General features: G+C 41.2%; 14 protein-coding genes and 1 other RNA gene. 11 read left to right on the top strand and 4 right to left on the bottom strand.

The features are described 5' to 3' along the window. Positions 1 to 28 precede the first annotated feature (28 nt). Positions 29 to 385: a transfer-messenger RNA gene (ssrA, locus tag ACFI4Z_RS07795) on the top strand. A 213-nt stretch (positions 386 to 598) separates the two neighbouring features. Further along, entirely contained in the window at positions 599 to 856 is a 258-nt protein-coding gene (locus ACFI4Z_RS07790) for a winged helix-turn-helix transcriptional regulator (RefSeq protein ID WP_462670233.1), read from the top strand. A 217-nt stretch (positions 857 to 1073) separates the two neighbouring features. On the opposite strand, the gene ACFI4Z_RS07785 is transcribed toward ACFI4Z_RS07790, so the two are convergent. The 4 genes from ACFI4Z_RS07785 to mnmC all read right to left on the bottom strand — a co-directional run bounded on the left by ACFI4Z_RS07785 (position 1074) and on the right by mnmC (position 5919). After that, positions 1074 to 2555 carry a methyl-accepting chemotaxis protein gene (locus ACFI4Z_RS07785; RefSeq protein ID WP_462670088.1) on the bottom strand — a complete coding sequence of 494 codons (1482 nt, stop codon included), beginning with the start codon at positions 2553 to 2555 and terminating at the stop codon, positions 1074 to 1076. Continuing rightward, a complete protein-coding gene (locus ACFI4Z_RS07780; protein ID WP_462670087.1) occupies positions 2552 to 3373 on the bottom strand; it encodes a substrate-binding periplasmic protein in 822 nt (273 codons plus the stop codon). The genes ACFI4Z_RS07785 and ACFI4Z_RS07780 overlap by 4 nt, the downstream gene beginning before the upstream one ends. A 140-nt stretch (positions 3374 to 3513) precedes the next feature. Further along, complete coding sequence (locus ACFI4Z_RS07775; RefSeq protein ID WP_462670086.1) at positions 3514 to 3840, bottom strand: hypothetical protein; 327 nt, start codon at positions 3838 to 3840, stop codon at positions 3514 to 3516. Positions 3841 to 3894: 54 nt separating this feature from the next. After that, a complete protein-coding gene (mnmC, locus tag ACFI4Z_RS07770) occupies positions 3895 to 5919 on the bottom strand; it encodes a bifunctional tRNA (5-methylaminomethyl-2-thiouridine)(34)-methyltransferase MnmC2/FAD-dependent 5-carboxymethylaminomethyl-2-thiouridine(34) oxidoreductase MnmC1 (RefSeq protein ID WP_462670085.1) in 2025 nt (674 codons plus the stop codon). Positions 5920 to 6100: 181 nt separating this feature from the next. Between mnmC and fabB the strand changes: the two genes are divergently transcribed. The 9 genes from fabB to ACFI4Z_RS07725 all read left to right on the top strand — a co-directional run bounded on the left by fabB (position 6101) and on the right by ACFI4Z_RS07725 (position 19166). Then, positions 6101 to 7315, top strand: coding sequence for a beta-ketoacyl-ACP synthase I (gene fabB, locus ACFI4Z_RS07765; RefSeq protein ID WP_462670084.1), 1215 nt, complete (start codon positions 6101 to 6103; stop codon positions 7313 to 7315). 109 nt (positions 7316 to 7424) lie between these two features. Then, positions 7425 to 8570, top strand: coding sequence for a 4-phosphoerythronate dehydrogenase (locus tag ACFI4Z_RS07760; protein WP_462670083.1), 1146 nt, complete (start codon positions 7425 to 7427; stop codon positions 8568 to 8570). Positions 8571 to 8580: 10 nt separating this feature from the next. Continuing rightward, positions 8581 to 9597, top strand: a complete 1017-nt coding sequence (locus ACFI4Z_RS07755; RefSeq protein WP_462670082.1) for an aspartate-semialdehyde dehydrogenase — start codon at positions 8581 to 8583, stop codon at positions 9595 to 9597. A 344-nt stretch (positions 9598 to 9941) separates the two neighbouring features. Continuing rightward, complete coding sequence (locus ACFI4Z_RS07750; protein ID WP_462670081.1) at positions 9942 to 14660, top strand: FimV/HubP family polar landmark protein; 4719 nt, start codon at positions 9942 to 9944, stop codon at positions 14658 to 14660. A gap of 163 nt (positions 14661 to 14823) precedes the next feature. Further along, complete coding sequence (gene truA, locus ACFI4Z_RS07745; RefSeq protein ID WP_462670080.1) at positions 14824 to 15618, top strand: tRNA pseudouridine(38-40) synthase TruA; 795 nt, start codon at positions 14824 to 14826, stop codon at positions 15616 to 15618. Between the two features lie 151 nt (positions 15619 to 15769). Beyond that, positions 15770 to 16645, top strand: coding sequence for an acetyl-CoA carboxylase, carboxyltransferase subunit beta (gene accD / locus ACFI4Z_RS07740; RefSeq protein ID WP_394193069.1), 876 nt, complete (start codon positions 15770 to 15772; stop codon positions 16643 to 16645). 25 nt (positions 16646 to 16670) lie between these two features. Then, positions 16671 to 17936, top strand: coding sequence for a bifunctional tetrahydrofolate synthase/dihydrofolate synthase (gene folC, locus ACFI4Z_RS07735; RefSeq protein ID WP_462670079.1), 1266 nt, complete (start codon positions 16671 to 16673; stop codon positions 17934 to 17936). 11 nt (positions 17937 to 17947) lie between these two features. Further along, on the top strand, positions 17948 to 18610 hold the full coding sequence (locus ACFI4Z_RS07730) for an SPOR domain-containing protein (protein WP_462670078.1): 663 nt from the start codon (positions 17948 to 17950) through the stop codon (positions 18608 to 18610). Between the two features lie 61 nt (positions 18611 to 18671). Continuing rightward, a complete protein-coding gene (locus ACFI4Z_RS07725) occupies positions 18672 to 19166 on the top strand; it encodes a CvpA family protein (protein WP_058561253.1) in 495 nt (164 codons plus the stop codon). Position 19167 lies beyond the last annotated feature (1 nt).

Below are 19167 nucleotides of genomic sequence, written 5' to 3'. Positions count from 1 at the left end.
GCACACTCTGAATGAGTTTACTAATTCAGGGGCTGATTAGGATTCGACGGAATTCAAGAAGCCCGAGGTGCATGTCGAGGTGCGGTTTGCCTCGTAAAAAAGCCGCAAATTAAAGTAATCGCAAACGACGATAACTACTCTCTAGCAGCTTAGGCTGGCTAGCGCTCCTTCCATGTATTCTTGTGGACTGGATTTTGGAGTGTCACCCTAACACCTGATCGCGACGGAAACCCTGGCCGGGGTTGAAGCGTTAAAACTAAGCGGCCTCGCCTTTATCTACCGTGTTTGTCCGGGATTTAAAGGTTAATTAAATGACAATACTAAACATGTAGTACCGACGGTCGAGGCTTTTCGGACGGGGGTTCAAATCCCCCCAGCTCCACCAATATCGGTTTTTAAATTCGTTAGTTTAAAAACCCTAAAAAACCCGCAACTTGAGCAATCAAGCTGCGGGTTTTTTTTAAACATAATTTTACAAAAGATGATTGCTAACTGTACAAATTGATTTTTAAGGTGCTATTTTAATGCGTGCTATTATACCCTTAACACCAAAGCAATGAATTATAATAATGCCTAACTATTTACCGCCTTTTACTTTATCAAACAAAACAATGATGGTTTAAATGAAGGTTTAAATGCGGGTTTAAGTGAGGGTTTAAAACTATCTGACGTTGATAAAACCATTTTGGCGTTTATTGAGCAAGACCGCTATATCACCAATGTCCAGCTTGCTGCAAAATGTGGCAAGTCGCAAAGCACCATCGAAAGGCGCATAAAAGTTTTAAAAGACGTAGGCTTGATAACTCGTATTGGCGCAAAGAAAACAGGGCTTTGGCAGGTTAACTCCCCCTTTTAATTTTAAACAACCGTTAAACTAGTAATGCGCGAAACGCTTTGTTGATACTTAATGAGATCCATAAAAAGTCAGGGCCATTCAAATACATACGATGTTTCACCTGCTAAGTTTGAGGAAGATTCTGAGTTAAAAGCCGTCTAGTGAAAGCTGGGAAGCCCAGTTGTAGTAAATGAAGAAGGCGACGTTTAATATCGCCTTATTATGCCTAGGTAAGGCTTTAGTATTTAAAAAGACCCAGTTTTTCGACAATGCCTTTTTCTAGTTCGTTTAACTGCTTTATTGTGCCGTCAAGAAGCTCTGCTTCTTGAGCCAATGATTTTGCCCCATGATTAATTTTTTCCATTGTAGATAAAATACCTTCAGTGGTGCACGTTTGCTGTTCTGAACTTGCGGCAATTCGCTCGTTCATGAGGTTTATTTCATCGACTTGCTCTGCAATATTATGAAAAACATGCTGGCTTTGTTCATTGGCTTGAATTACTTGGCTGCTAACGTGTTTGCTTTTTTGTGATGCTTGTACGCATTCACTGGCGTTGGTTTGCAATGCGCTAATGATGCTCTCAATTTCAGACGTTGAATGGTACGTTTTACTTGCCAGTGCGCGTACTTCGTCTGCAACCACTGCAAATCCGCGACCAGATTCACCCGCTCTTGCAGCTTCTATAGCGGCATTGAGGGCAAGTAAATTAGTTTGCTCGGCTATACTTTTTATTACATCAAGTACTTGGCTTATTTCACTGCTTCTGCTGTCAAGTTGTTCAACCACACTCGATGTATGATCTAACTGATTTTCAAGCTCGTGGATCAGTGTGCTGTTGTTACTCATGCTTAATTGGCCATCTTGGCAGAGGGTCTGTACTTTTGTGGTTTGGTCGGCAGTTTGTGTTGCGCCAAATGCAATTTCTTTTGTGGCTTCACTTAGTTGGCTCAAAGATGAAGTAGCAGCATCAGTTAATGCATATTCTTGCTCGGCTTCGTATTTAGATCTCACCGTGGCTTCGTTTACAGAGCCTGCAATAATCTCTAATTCAGTGGCTGTTTTACCAAGACTGGCAATAATTTGTTGTACTTCGTTAATAAAGCGATTAAACCCAGCCACTAAGTAACCAATTTCGTCACTCGATTGATAGTTAATACGCTGAGTTAAATCACCACCGCCACGCACCAGCTCATCAACTAGTTGGTTTACACCAACAATAGGTTTAATAATGATAAAGCGACACACGTAAATAATTGTTACACCGAGTAGTAAAAATGAAATAGCTAAAGTAATTACCATGGTTTGAACTGCATTGAAAATACCTTTATTGAGCTCATCTTGGCTGTATTTTATATTTATTGTGCCAATTTTTTGTTCTGAAACAGTCAGGGGTAATTGATGAGCGATCACGTTTTTCGCATTAACAAGTTGCCCCACGTTGCCTAAAAGTTTATTTCGATGATCAACTACTTCAATATGCTGAATATTATGGTTTTTTGCAAAAGCATTAATTATTTGTGCGATTAGCGGCTTATCATAGGAGAAAACAGGCTCAGCTAAAATAACGGTTAATTGTTGATCCAGTGCTGTGATGTTTTCTTGCCATTGCGCTGTTTCACTATTTTTTAATAAGTAATAGTTAACACTCACAACAAAGCCAAATATGATGATGAGACAAATACTTAATGCGACGGTTATTTTGTATTGTAATGATTTCATTGTGTTGTTGTGCTCTCATTAAGTGGGTCGAACCAAAGCTCTGTGCGAGACAGGGGAGTCATTGAACTTAAATTAGGGTTGCTTAGAGGAATAATAATACGCTGTTTTAAATTGGCCTTTTGTAAAACCATTTGTACTTGGCTGTCACTAAAAAACATGCGGGTAAAGCTGCCATCTTCAATCATTTTATTTAACGATTGCGTTAGTTTTTGTGCAAGTTGTGCGTTCTTTTTTGCAACAAAAAAGTACAGCGGTGCGGTGTATTTTAATAGTACATAGGGATCTACGGTTAGATTTAGCTCTTGGTGATTAACTATTTCATCCCAGGGCTCATTTACACCACGAGGAAAGTAATCGAAACGACCACCTTCAAGCATAGGGAATAAATTTGGGTACTTTAATGTGGTGACTACATTTAGGCCGTTTTCTTTTAAAATGGTTGTATCAGGCCACGTTTTTCCTTGACCAGCACGAAACCTTTTTAAATCATCTATGCTACTGACGTGCTTAAACAGATCTGCATTTTTTTGGGTGACGATTGCTAAGCGCATCCCTAGCAGGCCTCTAAAAAGTGGAATGTATACCGCTTGGTAATCTTGCTCAAGTGATTGTGAAGTCATGCTCCACATAACATCGAGCTGGCCTATTTTTACATCATTTAAAATGCGGGCATTTGATATGTCTTTATCGCTTTCATATGGATGAATATAGTCTAATTGTGCTTTGTTTAGCGCCTCTTTAAGTAATTTATGCGGTAAAGAGGTATCGCCAGAATAGCTTTGCAATTTAATGGGTTCTGCGAAGCTTAAAAAACTCATGCAGAGCAAAAAACTTGAGAGTAAATAATACATAAAAACCGTGTTGTTATAATTGTGTGAATTACAAACTACGGTTGTTTTAGTGGCAGCTCAACTGTTTGTTTTATGCATACGTATTCAGTATTTTGGCAAGTTAAAAACTACTGGGTGATCATTATTGCGATATCTGTTTTGTAATCATGCTGAAGTAGACTAATACGAACCGTTTTACCTTCTATAGAGTAAAATAAGGTTGAATTACTTGCATAACTGCGATTTAAATCAGGTTCGCCAAGTTGTTGGTTATAAAATGTGACAATATCAGGTATAGACTGCGCAGAGTAGCCTGTTTGTACCATTGGGTATTGATTATCAACATGCATTGTTAATTTGTAGTCTGCTGGAACGGGCACTAAGCTTAAGTTTGCGGCGCTTGGCCATACAGTAAATGCCAGAGCAGCACACATGAAAGTTATTATTTTTCTCACAATTTTTCCTTATTAATTAGATTTTCGCTCGCTATCAAGTGAGGCTACATACGATTAAATTTTATTACGTATTAAATCTCGGACAATAAACCGTGCAGGGTGAATTGCTTGATTTACTCTCTCACTAAAAGGACTTGGAGCGCCACTTAAGTGGCTTACTAAATGTTCCGCAGCTAAGGGGGCGCTGCATAAACCGCGGGCACCAAAACCCGTTAATATATGTAAGCCCTGTTGAGTCTTTTTTAGAGGCTGATATTGATATCGCTTACCTTGGCGCAGGTTTGCAAATGCTTTTGTGTAGTCTGCTTGCTCTGCCCATTCTCCTGCCATAGGGAGATGATCGATAAAACTGCATCTTACTGCCGCTTTGGCGTCGGTGATATTACCTAAGCTTGATGCAAATTCGCAATGATTATAAAAATTAAGTAGTTGCTCTCGGTTCGTTTTATTGTCTTGCTCGGTGACGTTGCGGCTTTTTGAGTTTTTTTCAAAGGTCGCGCCCATACAATGGTGCCCTAAATAGGCAGGAGTAAAGTAGCCTTTGTGGCATAAAACAGTTTTAAGTTTATCAGAGGCTGGGCTTGCCTGTACATGCGATACTTGGCCGCGTACACCTACAATTGGCAGTGCTGCTGTTTGAGCAAAACGATCGCTGTGTTCGCCTGCACAGATAATCACATCTGAAAAAGGGCCGTATTGTTTTTCGCCACTTTTTAGTAACCACCCATTGGGTGTTTTTTCAAGTGCATCGATATCACAGTTAAAGTGGCTGTTAATGCTTGCTAATGCCGTTGCTTGGTTATAAAGCGCTTTTACAAGTTGCGGTGGATTAACCCAACCAGCTAAAGGGAAGTGTATTCCAGCATACCCGGCTTCAATACCCGCGATATCATCTGCTTGTTCGGCCGTTACAGTATGCATTAGCTCCTTTGGCCATAGCTGTTTCGTTTCAATATTTTGATGGCGTTCAGCTAATGGTTGCTTTATGGCATGTTGCAACACACCACACCATTGATGGTCGTAACTATAGCCATTATCAGTTAACTGTTGATACAAACGTTTGGCATATAAAAAACTGTGCGCAAAAAACTCACTGTGGGGTGAGTTTTTTGCTTGCAAATGTGGGTAAACGGCACCTTGCACATTGTGGGATGCCCCCATTGCGAGCTGTTCATCCTGGCAAAATAGCTGACTGTTTACGCCCCGTTTGGCTAAACTATAAAGTACTGCACTGCTGGCAATGCCCCCGCCGATGATGGCAACGTTGGTCAATGAACTGGTATCACTTGCATAGAATGGGGGAGCTGAACGCGTTTTGTTTGACTGAGCCAGTGCGCCAATTAGCATCTCACGCTTTCGGCCAAAACCTTTGGCTTTTTGCATGCTAAAGCCTGCCTCGTTAAGCCCTCTGCGGACAAAGCCCGCAGCGGTAAATGTTGCCAAAGTGGCGTTTGAACGTGAAATATCGACCATTAATTCAAATAGTTGTTGTTGCCACATATCAGGGTTTTTACTGGGGGCAAAGCCATCTAAGTACCAAGCATCGACGACTCCTGAATGTGAGTAACTCATGTTATTTATAGAGTCTTGTACATCACCAAAGTATAAATCAAGAATTATGCGGCCATGATCAAACTCTAGCCGATGGCATCCAGCTAAATTAATCGGATAATGCGTGAGTAACTGGTTACTATATTGGGCTAATTCAGGCCATGCTTGCAGTGCTTTTGCAAGGTCGGCGTGTTTTAAAGGGTATTTTTCAAATGAGATAAAATGTAAGCGTTCAACCGTTTTACTTTGTTTTGTGGGAACTTTATTTTGCTTAAGTTGCCTATTAGCCAAATGAGCGTTAAATTGCAGCCACGTATTAAGAAAATTAAGCCCAGTGCCAAAACCTGTTTCAGCAATAACAAAATGTGGGCGGTCATGGTTTTGTAATCGGGCTGGGATATTGTTTTGTTGGTAAAACACGTAATCGGATTCAGCTAATCCATTGTCGTTAGAGAAATAGACGTCGTCGAAGTTATCCGCAACAGGAGTGCCTTGGCTATTAAAGTGAATATCAGCGTGTTTTATCATGGCCTGCAATTAATTAATGTGTACTTTTTTTAATTATTTTACGTGTTTTCTTTGAAATAGTCTGGCGTTATTTATAAGCTATGCATTCAGAGTACATGTGTACGCTAGAAAGCTGACCACTTAGTTATAAAATTCAGCGTAAAATAGATCACAATTTAGTATCAAGCTAAGGTAATTACCCATGAGAAGAGCCGTTATTACGGGCATCGGTGTTGTATCAAGCATCGGCAACAACAAAGAAGAAGTATTAGAATCGTTAAAAACTGGTAAAAGCGGTATTGCTTTTAACCAAGAGTTTGCAGATTACAAGTTACGCAGTAACGTATCTGGTAAAATTGATATTGACGTTAAAGAGTTTGTTGATCGTAAAGCTATGCGCTTTATGGGCGATGCAGCTGCTTATTCATATATCTCAATGGCACAAGCAATCGAAGATGCTGGCCTAAATGAAGAGCAAGTTTCAAATGAGCGCACAGGTCTTTTAGTGGGTTCAGGTGGTGGTTCATCAAAATGGCAAGTAGAAGCGGCTGACATTTTGCGTGAAAGAGGCGTTAAACGTGTTGGCCCATATATGGTACCGCGTACTATGGCGAGCACGACTTCTGCCTGCTTAGCCACACCGTTTAAAATTAAAGGCGTGAACTATTCAATCAGTTCTGCGTGTGCAACTTCAGCGCACTGTATTGGCCATGCCGTTGAGCAAATCCAACTTGGAAAACAAGATGTAATTTTTGCTGGTGGTGGTGAAGAGTTGCATTGGACCCTAGCGATGGAATTTGATGCGATGGGCGCACTTTCTACTAAATATAACGAAACGCCAGAGCAAGCATCTCGTACGTATGATGCAAATCGCGATGGTTTCGTTATTTCTGGCGGCGGCGGTATTGTTGTTGTTGAAGAGCTGGAGCATGCCCTTGCTCGTGGCGCGCATATTTATGCTGAGATTACCGGCTATGGTGCGACTTCTGATGGTTTCGACATGGTTGCGCCATCAGGTGAAGGTGCGGCACGCTGTATGCGCCAAGCAATGCAAGGCCTTGAAGGCGGCATTGATTATTTAAATACCCATGGTACGTCTACACCTGTTGGTGATGTGAAAGAGCTTGGCGCTATTCAAGAAGTGTTTGGTGGTAACTCACCGCTGATTAGTGCAACTAAAGCGATGACAGGTCACGCGTTAGGTGCAGCGGGTGTGCATGAAGCTATTTTCTCACTATTAATGCTTGAGCACGGGTTTGTTGCTCCTTCAATTAATATTGATGAGTTAGATGAGCAAGCAGAAGGCCTTAATATTGTCACCGAGCGTAAAGACGTTGAGCTAAACACTGTTATGTCTAATAGCTTTGGTTTTGGTGGAACGAATGCCACACTCGTAATGAGTAAATACAAAGGCTAATTAAAGCCCGACCTATTTTAAAGCCGAGCAAAATGCTCGGCTTTTTCGTTTGTGTAACAAGGTAGTTGTTCGTTACAATATTACTTCTTACTGGTAACCGAGCTCATGAATGAAAATACTTGCTGATCAAAACATGCCTTTAGTTGAACAATACTTCGCTGAGCTAGGATGTGTAGAGCGTTTTGATGGCCGTTCTTTAAAGAGTGAACAGCTAATTGATGTTGATGTGCTTTTAACGCGCTCTGTTACGCAAGTGAATGAAGCGTTATTAAGCGATGCAAATAAGCTCAAATTTGTTGGCACCGCTACAATAGGTGTTGATCATATTGATACCGACTTACTTAATCAACGAGGCATTACATTTACCAGTGCACCTGGTTGTAATGCGGTGGCAGTAGCTGAATATGTATTAAGCAGTATGTTTGCTTTGATGCAAGAAAATGCATGCACACTTGAAGGCAAAACGATTGGTATTGTTGGTGTAGGCAGCATTGGTAGTTGTTTACGTGAAAAGCTTTCTGCATTAAATGTCACTGTTTTACTGTGCGACCCACCTAAGCATGATGTAGGTCAATTAGACGAACACTGTGATTTGGATACACTTCTTGCACAATCAGATATTGTGACTTTTCATGTGCCATTAGTAAAAGCCGGTGTGCATAGTACGCTTCATTTAATGAATAAAGCACGTTTGAAGGCCCTAAAAAGCGGCGTGATTTTAATTAATGCCAGCCGTGGCGATGTTATTGATAATCATGCTTTACTTGAGGTTATGCAAAATGGGGCAAGTCTTGATTTAGTTTTAGATGTTTGGGAAAACGAACCCACAATTTTAACTGAATTACTTGATTATGTGCGCTTTGCCAGTGTTCACATAGCAGGCCATACTCTAGAGGGCAAAGCACGCGGTACCCAAATGCTGTATCAAGCATTGTGTAATTTAGAAGGGCTTACAGCAAATAAGTCTTTGGCTGATTTTTTACCTAAACCAAGTGTTACAGATGTTTTATTGCAAGACACATTTAGCATTGATGATCTTGGTCAGTTAATACACCTAGTTTATGACGTGCGTCGTGACGATGGTATTTTACGTCGTCATTTGGCACAACAAGGTTTTGATAGCTTACGAAAAAACTACCCAGTTAGACGTGAATTTAACACTGTAAATATTCGTGGAGCGGGAGCAAATACGTCAATGCTCTCAGCGCTTGGGTTTAACATTTTAAACAGTGGCCATGACGGCGGCTGTTCTTAGAGGAATATACATGTCACAGAAATATAATGTTGCCGTATTAGGCGCTACAGGCCTAGTGGGTCGTCAGATAATTGAAACACTTGAAGATCGCAAATTTCCAGTTGATCAGTTATTTTTATTGGCAAGCAGCCGCAGTGCAGGCGAAGATATTAAGTTTCGTGGTGAAAACATTGAAGTACAAGATGTAGAAGGCTTTGATTTTAGCCAAGCTCACATCGGCTTATTCTCAGCTGGTGGCAGTGTATCTGAAAAATATGCGCCAATTGCAGCAGATGCAGGTTGCGTGGTCATTGATAACACATCGCATTTTAGAAATGACTTTGAGGTGCCATTAGTTGTGCCAGAAGTGAACGCAGCGAGCCTAGCTGATTTTAGAAACCGCAATATCATCGCCAACCCAAATTGTTCTACAATTCAAATGATGGTCGCGTTAAAGCCAATTTATGATGCTTATGGAATTGATCGAATCAATGTATCTACATATCAAGCGGTATCGGGTGCAGGCAAAGAAGCGGTTGATGAGTTAGCTAAACAAACGGCGAACTTAATGAATGCACGTCCAATGGAAAATGAACTATTCCCTAAGCAAATTGCGTTTAATGTTATCCCACAAATTGATAGCTTCGAAGAAAATGGGTATACACGCGAAGAAATGAAAATGGTAAACGAAACCCATAAAATTTTAGGTGATACTACGGTCGCGGTTAACCCAACGTGTGTAAGAGTGCCTGTGTTTTTTGGACACTCAGAGGCGATTAGTCTTGAAACACGTATGCCGTATGACTTTGAGCACGTTAAACAATTACTTAATGATGCGCCTGGCCTTGAGTTAATCGAAGATGCGGGGGATTATCCAACACCTGTTTCAGACGCAAGTGGTAACGATACGGTTTATGTGGGCCGATTACGCCAAGATATTTCACACCCACATGGACTGAATATGTGGGTTGTTAGTGACAATACGCGCAAAGGCGCCGCGACTAACAGCGTACAAATTGCTGAAGAGCTGATAGCAAATTACCTTTAGTCACACCTTTTAAAGCGGCACATTTGCCGCTTTTTAGTTTTAAACTGCCAAATAATTGCCGCAACGTAACTAAAAGCGTATAAACTTAACCATAACAATAAAAAACTCTTTCTACAGATTAAGTTTAAGCTATTACGTTTCAAAGTCTTGCAATGGATATTACAACCTAACTGGTTTATAGTTTGTAACTGGAATAGAGCTTGCAGGAAAATTTAATTAACTATTAATTTATGTAAGTCATTTTAATTTACGTAAGTTATTTCTGTATGAAATAACCAATGTTTAAGCGCTCATACTCGCTTTGTAGCAGCGCTGCGTTAACATTTAAACATTAAAGGATCAGCATGCGCGGTTTAGCAACACTTCTTTTATTAGCGTCTGCATTGGTGGTTACACCAGTTTTCAGCCAAGATGGTGCCCAACTTAAAGGGCCTAAAGGCGTTGACTATGGCGTCCAAGGTCGCTCTATAGGCCCAATTAGGCCAACAGACACGCTATGGCGTATTGCTGCAAAAGTGCGCCAAGATAACTCTGTTAGTATTTATCAAGTCATGCAAGCTTTGTATGAAAAAAACCCTAACTCATTTCTAGATCAAAACCTCAACCATATGCGTGATGGCGCATACTTAAAAATCCCTACGCTTGCTGAAATTCGTAGCGTAAACCCTGAGCTTGCAAAACAACGCTCGGAGCAAGATGACGAACTGTGGGAAAAGAAAAAGAACGGTACATTAACGAAGAGTGAAATCGTTGCGTCGCAAAAAAAAGTAACACAAGCACGCAAGGTTGATGTTGATGAGGCAAAGCAAGAGTTAAAAAATGAAATAAACTCGATAAAAACAGAGCAAGGCACACAGCTTGTTGAACTACAGGATCAATTTAAATCCTCAGTTAAAAATGTTGAAGAGATTTTAGTTGAAAATAATAAGCTCAAAGCACAGCTAACAGGTATTTCAAAAGAACTAGAAAATGTTCGAAACCAGTTAGGGCAAGATAGTGAAATCCAACAACAGCTCAAAGAACTTATAGATAAACAAAATGAGATCATAGAGCAGCAAAAAGCAAAAAAGTTAGAGGAGGAGAGTGAGTTTGATTTTGGCGCACTGCTAGAAAACCCATTTGTCCTCATACTACTGATGACAATACCCGCATTGTTAATTATTTTTGCCGTGGTTATGTTTTTGCGTAAACGCGCAAACCAAAAAGAAGAAACAAGTGATGATGAAGAGTTTTTGCCACAAAGCCCCGTGCAAAGCGATGAACCTGATTTAGGCCCTTCACTTGACCCAATTATTCCAGATCCAGTGGAAGACGACTTAAATGATTTGAGTGTGCAGCTTGATGACGATCTTGACGACGACATGCTACCGGAAAACGACGATATTATATTTGATGATAATATTGACGATTCATTTGAAGAGAGCGATAGCTTATTAGGACAAGATGAGCTTGATGGTTTACTTGGTGACGACATCGTTTTTGACGATGAGCAAACCGCAGGGGAAGATGATGAAGTTGATATATTTTTACAACAAGACTTCGATCAAACAGATGACAGCCTATCTGATGACATTGACTCAGCTGATAACGATGGCGATATATTAAGTGCAAGTGATCTAGACGACTTATTTGCAAATGATGAAGATTCATCGGCTGATGAAGCACAGTTGGAAAACACTGAAAAAGAATCTGCCGAACTAAGCGAAGAAGACGATGACTTTGATATCGACTCGCTCATTGATGATGCTGCGCAAACCGATGCTGAACCCGAGCAGCCAGCTGAATTAGCGGAAGAAGAGGACGAATTTGATTTAGATGATATCGACTCACTCATTGATGATGCTGCGCCAACGAATGCTGAACCTGAGCAGCCAGCTGAATTGGCTGAAGAAGAGGACGAATTTGATTTAGACGATATCGACTCGCTTATCGATGATGCTGCGCGAAGCAATGCACAGCCCGAGCAGCCAACTGAATTGGCTGAAGAAGAGGACGAATTTGATTTAGATGATATCGACTCGCTCATTGATGATGCTGCGCCAGCCAATGCTGAACCTGAGCAGCCAACCGAATTGGTTGAAGAAGAAGACGAATTTGATTTAGATGATATCGACTCGCTCATTGATGATTCTGCGCCAAGCAATGCTGAATCTGAGCAGCCAGCTGAATTGGTTGAAGAAGAGGACGAATTTGATTTAGATGATATCGACTCGCTTATTGATGATGCTGCGCCAGCCAATGCTGAACCTGAGCAGCCAACCGAATTGGTGGAAGAAGAGGACGAATTTGATTTAGATGATATTGACTCGCTCATTGATGATGCTGAGCAGCCAACTGAATTAGTGGAAGAAGAGGATGAGTTTGATTTAGATGACATCGAAGGTTTAATCGATGATGCTGAGCAGCCAACTGAATTAGTGGAAGAAGAGGATGAGTTTGATTTAGATGACATCGAAGGTTTAATCGATGATGCTGCAACAAACGAACAACCACAATCAAACCAAGAAGCGCAACATACAGCGAATGAGCATGACTCAGAACTTGATGAAGCGTTGTCAGATTCAATGGAGGACTTGTCAGCTGTTGAAGATGAGTTAAACGTTGATGACGTAGAAAATATAGCGTCTTCTCTCACTGACGAACCAGATTTAGAAGAGCTTGAGGAAGAGCCAGAGCTTGAAGAAGAACCAGAGCTTGAAGAAGAGCCAGAGCTTGCAGCAGAGCCAGAGCTTGCAGCAGAGCCAGAGCTTGAAGAAGAACCAGAGCTTGAAGAAGAGCCAGAGCTTGAAGAAGAGCCAGAGCTTGCAGCAGAGCCAGAGCTTGAGGCAGAACCTGAACTTGAAGTAGAGCCAGAGCTTGAGGCAGAACCTGAGCTTGAGGCAGAACCTGAACTTGAAGAAGAGCCTGAGCTTGAAGCAGAACCAGAGCTTGTAGAAGAACCTGAGCTTGAAGAAGAGCCAGAGCTTGCAGAAGAACCTGAGCTTGAAGAAGAGCTAGAACTTGCAGAAGAACCTGAGCTTGAAGCAGAGCCTGAGCTTGAAGAAGAGCCTGAGCTTGAAGAAGAACCAGAGCTTGTAGAAGAACCTGAGCTTGAAGAAGAGCCAAAACTTGCAGAAGAACCTGAGCTTGAAGAAGAGCCAGAACTTGCAGAAGAACCTGAGCTTGAAGAAGAGCCAGAGCTTGAAGAAGAGCCAGAGCTTGAAGAAGAGCCTGAGCTTGAAGAAGAGCCAGAGCTTGAAGTAGAGCCAGAGCTTGAAGTAGAGCCAGAGCTTGAAGTAGAGCCAGAGCTTGAGGCAGAACCTGAGCTTAAAGTGGAGCCAGAGCTTGAGGCAGAACCTGAGCTTGAGGCAGAACCTGAGCTTGAAGAAGAGCCAAAACTTGCAGAAGAACCTGAGCTTGAGGCAGAACCTGAACTTGAAGTAGAGCCAGAGCTTGAGGCAGAACCTGAACTTGAAGTAGAGCCAGAGCTTGAAGAAGAACCTGAGCTTGAAGAAGAGCCTGAGCTTGAAGCAGAACCTGAGCTTGAAGAAGAGCCTGAACTTGAAGCAGAACCTGAGCTTGAGGCAGAACCTGAGCTTGCAGAAGAGCCTGAGCTTGAGGCAGAACCTAGGTTATCTGAATTACCAGAGGGTGATGACTCAAACGTTATTATGGATGAAGAAGACCTTCTGGATGAATATGATGATCCTGCTCTAAAAAGTGTTGATGAATTACTCAATGAACTGCAACAAGAGGACGATTATGTTGCTGATCCACAGTGGTCTTCTATAGATGATCTTAATGATGATATTGAAGAAGTTGAAATAGATTTAGGGGATGACCCACTCGACGAAGAGGGGATTTCATCAGATATTGATTTAGCAGCTGAAGATGAATTACCTGAAACTGATGATGTAACCCCGAGTCAAGAGCTTGAAGAATACCCAGAGCTTGAGCTTGACTATGACGACATGGATTCACTTGAAGGTGATGCAGAACTTCCACTAAGTCAAACAGAGCAAGATCTTGCAAATGCGATGGCTGGTGGCCAAGAAATCGATAATTTAGAACATGATTTTGATGATGAACAGTTAATTGAAGATGACTTTATTAGCAACGAAGCATTAGAAGATGAACTTGATGTTCCAGAGTCGAGCTCAGAGCTCGCGCAATCAATTGCACCAGAAGCTAATGAAGCAGTTGACATAGGCCTCAATAATGAAAGTGAAATAGACGCTTTAATTGATGATTCAAGCCAGAGAAATGAATTAGAAACACTAGCGCAAGATAATGCTGTTGATGATACTGAATTACAATTAAGTCAAGCTGAGCAAGACTTAGCTGAGGCTATGTCCACAAATGGAAACTCTGACACTTTAGATCAAGATTTTGATGATGAGCCCCTGATCGGGGATGAATTACTTGCTGATGATGAAAAGAAAGAGCCGGTGTTTGACAGTCAACTTGATGATTTTAATGAAGATGCCCTTGGCGAGATAGCTAACGATGACGTTGCTACAGAGTTAGAAAGCAGTATTGATGAAACAAGTTTATCAGATGATGAACTTGATGATGACTTTATGGCCGATCTTACTCAAACTGATTTTGATGCTTTACTCAGTGAGTTAGGAGAGCCTGAGCCTTTAAATATTGAAGACAGTGATGATTTTGATGTTGATTTTGATGCTTTATTAAATGAAGACCTAACAGAGCTTAATGGGTTAACTGATGCGCCAACAGGTGAATTAGAAAATCCTCAAAGTACCTCTGATCCTATTAGTGACGAATTTGTTGATATCGATGCCTTGATAGAACAAAGTGATGATGCAAGCCCTGAACACGAACCTTATGACGACATTGATATGGATGTAGGGTTAAGTGAATATGATGCATTATTGGCGGGAGAAAACCCGACTGATGTTGATTTAGAGAGCGGAGGCTACTCTGCCAAGCTTGATTTAGCGCGCGCATACATTGAAATAGATGATATGGACTCAGCGCTTGATGCAATTGAAGATGTTATAGCGAATGGTCCTGAAGAAGTGCAGCAAGAAGCGCAGAGTTTGAAAGCTAAAATAGTCTGATAGCATTTATATAAACAAAGGGTCTAAATTTACGTTTAGGCCCTTTTTTATTTACACCTTCAAAATGAAAGGAGGCTTGTTTATTTGTATAGTGTCACTTTTATTAGGTTGCTATATAGCATAAAATGCCTCGTTCATTAGCACAGTAGGTAAAGCAGTAATTATGCGAGTAGCACTTGGAGTTGAATACAACGGCGCACGATACAGTGGTTGGCAGCGTCAATCGCACGTTAACAGTGTACAACAAGAAGTAGAAACAGCGCTTTCGCGTATTTGTAATCACCCAGTTGAAATTGTTTGTGCAGGAAGAACCGATGCGGGCGTTCATGGTACGGGTCAGGTGGTGCATTTTGATACTGAGGCTGATCGAGAAATGGTTGCTTTTACTATGGGCATGAACACACTCTTACCAAAAGATATTGCTATTCGATTTGCGAAACCTGTCAGCGAAGATTTTCATGCTCGCTTTAGCGCAACAGCAAGGCGTTACCGCTACGTTATTTACAACTACGCTTACCGCGGGGCGATTATGAATGAAGGTGTTACTCATTTTTATCACCCGTTAGACGAAGTACAAATGCAACAAGCGTGTCAATACTTGATTGGCGAGCATGATTTTACATCGTTCCGTGCGCTGCATTGTCAAGCAAATACAGCAAAAAGAACGATCCATCACTTATCTGTTAAACGCCAAGGCGACTATGTAATTATTGATATCAAAGCGAATGCTTTTTTACACCACATGGTGCGAAATATTACAGGCTGCTTAATGGATATCGGATTACATAAGCACCAGCCGGTATGGCTTAAAGAGCTACTTGATTTAAAAGAGCGCGCAAAAGCCAGTGCAACGGCTAAAGCTGCGGGTTTATATCTTGTCGATGTTGATTATCCTGCGCAGTTTGAGATCCCATCGACAACGCTTGGCCCTCTATTTTTAGCAGATTCTGATAAATAAGTAATTTCCAAGCCGGTAAAAGTCAAGGTCATTTCACTACTAAGACCAGTTTTTTATACCGTCGGCGTGTAATTCATGTTTTAATTGAAAAAATTGTCTGCCTGTATATACGGGCAGGAAGCGACACAGAACAGTATTAAGAGAGTTGCAAATGAGTTGGTTAGAAAAAATCTTACCTAAAACGACAAAATCTTCTGGCCGTAAAGAGATCCCAGAGGGGGTTTGGGCTAAATGTACAGATTGTGATTCGATTTTATATAAAGCAGAGCTAGAAAAGTCACTGAATGTATGCCCTAAGTGTGATCATCACATGCGCGTTAGTGGACGTAAACGCCTAGAGCATTTTCTTGATGATGCAGATCGTCAAGAGCTAGGCATCGAGCACGAACCAAAAGATGTTTTAAAATTTAAAGATTCTAAAAAGTATTCAGACCGAATTAGCGCAGCGCAAAAATCAAGTGGTGAAAAAGATGCCTTAGTTGCTATGAAAGGTCGCTTAAAAGGTATTCCTGTTGCAGCTGTTGCATTTGAGTTCTCATTTATGGGTGGCTCAATGGCGTCGGTTGTTGGCGCGCGTTTTGTAGATGCTGTTGACCAATGTTTAGAGCACAACATGCCGCTTATTTGTTTTTCTGCTTCAGGTGGTGCACGTATGCAAGAGGCGCTTATGTCGTTAATGCAAATGGCCAAAACCAGTGCTGCACTTGCTAAAATGAGTGAAAAAGGCTTGCCGTTTATTTCTGTGATGACTGACCCTACTATGGGTGGTGTATCGGCGTCATTAGCAATGTTAGGTGATATTAATGTAGCTGAGCCAAAAGCGTTGATTGGTTTTGCTGGGCCGCGCGTTATAGAGCAAACAGTGCGTGAAACCCTACCAGATGGTTTTCAGCGCAGTGAGTTCTTACTAGAGCACGGTGCAATTGACATGATTGTAGACCGTCGTGAAATGCGTGATACGCTAGCGCGTGTGCTGGCTAAATTTATGAACTTGCCTTCTACCGAACAAGAGCATAGAGTAGCGTAAATTTCAGCTTAACTGATTACACGCTATGACAAAAAACATTCCTAGCCAATCATCAAGCCTTGATGATTGGCTTTGTTATTTAGAAAGTGTTCACCCTGCAAATATTGCTATGGGCCTCGAACGCGTAGCCGACGTTGCCAACAACATTGGTTTATTAGACACCTCAAGTAAAATTATTCTTATTGGCGGAACAAACGGCAAAGGCACCACTGCGCGTTGTTTAGAGTCACTATTATTGGCTCAAGGGTACAGTGTGGGCACTTATGCTTCTCCGCATTTAATTCATTACAATGAACGCGTACGCATTAATGGTGCTGAGCTTGATGATCAATTTCATGTTGATGCTTTTGATTTGTTAGAGCAAGGCCGTGGTGAAACACCATTAACGTATTTTGAGTACGGCACTTTGGGTGCGCTGGCTATATTTAAACGCCATAGCGTGGATTACGTACTGCTTGAAGTGGGACTCGGTGGCCGTTTTGATGCTACAAATATCGTAACCCCTTATGCAAGTGTTATTACTACAATAGATTTAGACCATAAAGAATACCTTGGCGATACCCGTGAATTAGTTGGCTACGATAAGGCGGGTATCTTTAGGGTTGATACGCCAGCCATAGTTGGAGATTTGAATATACCTCATACAGTGACTGATTACGGCACTGAAGTTGCGGCGAATATGTATCTTTCTGGTAAAGATTTTGTCTTTAAAGAAAATCAAAATAGCTTTATTTGGCAATTTAATGAATTTGACTATGAGTTTGTAAAGCCAAGTATTCCTTGTCAAAATGCAGCCACTGCATTGACCACACTTGCTGTGCTTAACTTATTACCTAGCAAAGAAGTAATCAATGAGTGTTTAACTAATTTAGTGGTTGAAGGGCGCTTTCAGAGGCTAAGTTCATCACCTTTGGTTTATACTGATGTTGCACATAACCCTGAATCAGCACGTTACTTAACCAAAAAATTAAAGCACTTAGCAGATCAAGGCTTTAAAGTTCATGCGTTAGTCGCTATGCTTAAAGACAAAGATAAAGTAGCTGTTTTAAATGAAGTAAGCCCTATTATAGACCAATGGCATTTAGCTGGTCTTGATTGCTTTAGAGGCGATACAGTAGAAAACTTAGCAAATGCAATGAATAATGTAAAATCTCATGCACCGCTGGCGCAATACCAGAATGTTGAGAGTGCGCTAAATGCTCTGCTACCAAAAATGGATGAACGCTCAGTGCTCATTGTTTTTGGTTCATTCTTTACGGTTGCAGCAGCAATTCAATATTGGAAAAAATAGAGAGATATACTGTGAACTCAGGCTTTATAAATCGTTTAGTCGGCACTAGCATTGTAGTGATTGCAGCTATCATTTTTATTCCAAATATTTTGGATGGTGAGAAGGTGCATTACCAAGAAGGGTTTAAGGCCATACCTGAGCGTCCTGAGTTCAAAACCATTGATTTGCAAGAAGCAATAGATGACTCGTTTGCCAATGCTGAGCAACCTAAAGCTCAAGTCGTTGAAGATATTGCCAGTGATGATCAATTACTTGATGACAGTAAAGCAGGTAAGGCGGCTGAGGTTATAACTGCAGAACCTGAATTTGTTGCAGCAACAACGGATAGCAATGAGCCAGTAAACACAAATCCAACTCCAGCGAATAATACTCAAAAACAGGTAAAGCAAGCCCCTGAGCCTGTTCGTAAGCCTGAAGAAAACCTAACAAAAATGGCGTATGTTATTCAGTTAGGTAGCTTTTCTCATGCAGCGAATGTTAAATCTCTACAAGCTAAACTCAAGGCTAATGGTTTTAAAACCTTTACCCGTCCAGTTAAAACTCCAAATGGTACTTTAACCAAAGTTTTTGTTGGTCCGTCGCTAGATAAAGCACAACTTCAAAGCAAACTGCCTGAATTAAAAGAACTTACAAAGTTAAACGGCAAAGTTACGCAATTCGAAGTAACAAAATGATCTGGCAATTGGGCGGGTTGTCTTATAGAATGCGCCCCAAATTAACGACTAGTTGGTTATTATGATCTGGGTTGATTACGCCATTCTTGGCATTATTGCACTGTCTACTATCATAGGTTTAATTCGTGGCTTTATTAAAGAAGCAATGTCTTTAGCTGTATGGGCAGGCGCTTTTATCATTTCTAGTTTATTTTACCAATATTTAGCCTCCTTCCTAACCAGTATTTCTGAACCCCTTTTAAGAAATGCAGCGGCCATTGCCATATTATTCTTTGCGACGCTATTGTTAGGCGGAATGTTAAACTACCTCTTAGGTGAACTTGTACAACGTACAGGCTTATCTGGCACCGACCGTGTCTTTGGCATTGTGTTTGGTGCACTGCGTGGCGTGTTGGTCGTGAGCGCGTTACTCTTCTTTCTTGATGCTTTTACCGGTGCGCCAAATACGCATTGGTGGGGTAATTCTATTTTGATCCCAGAATTTGGCTTTGTTGTTGAGTGGTTTTTTTCGTACCTCGAAAACAATTCAAGCTTTTTAAATTCGGTCAACCGTTAAT

The organism is Pseudoalteromonas sp. RWi3, from assembly GCF_054960735.1.
The sequence above is the reverse complement of the archived record's forward strand: the minus strand, read 5'-3'. Positions and strand labels throughout refer to the sequence as shown.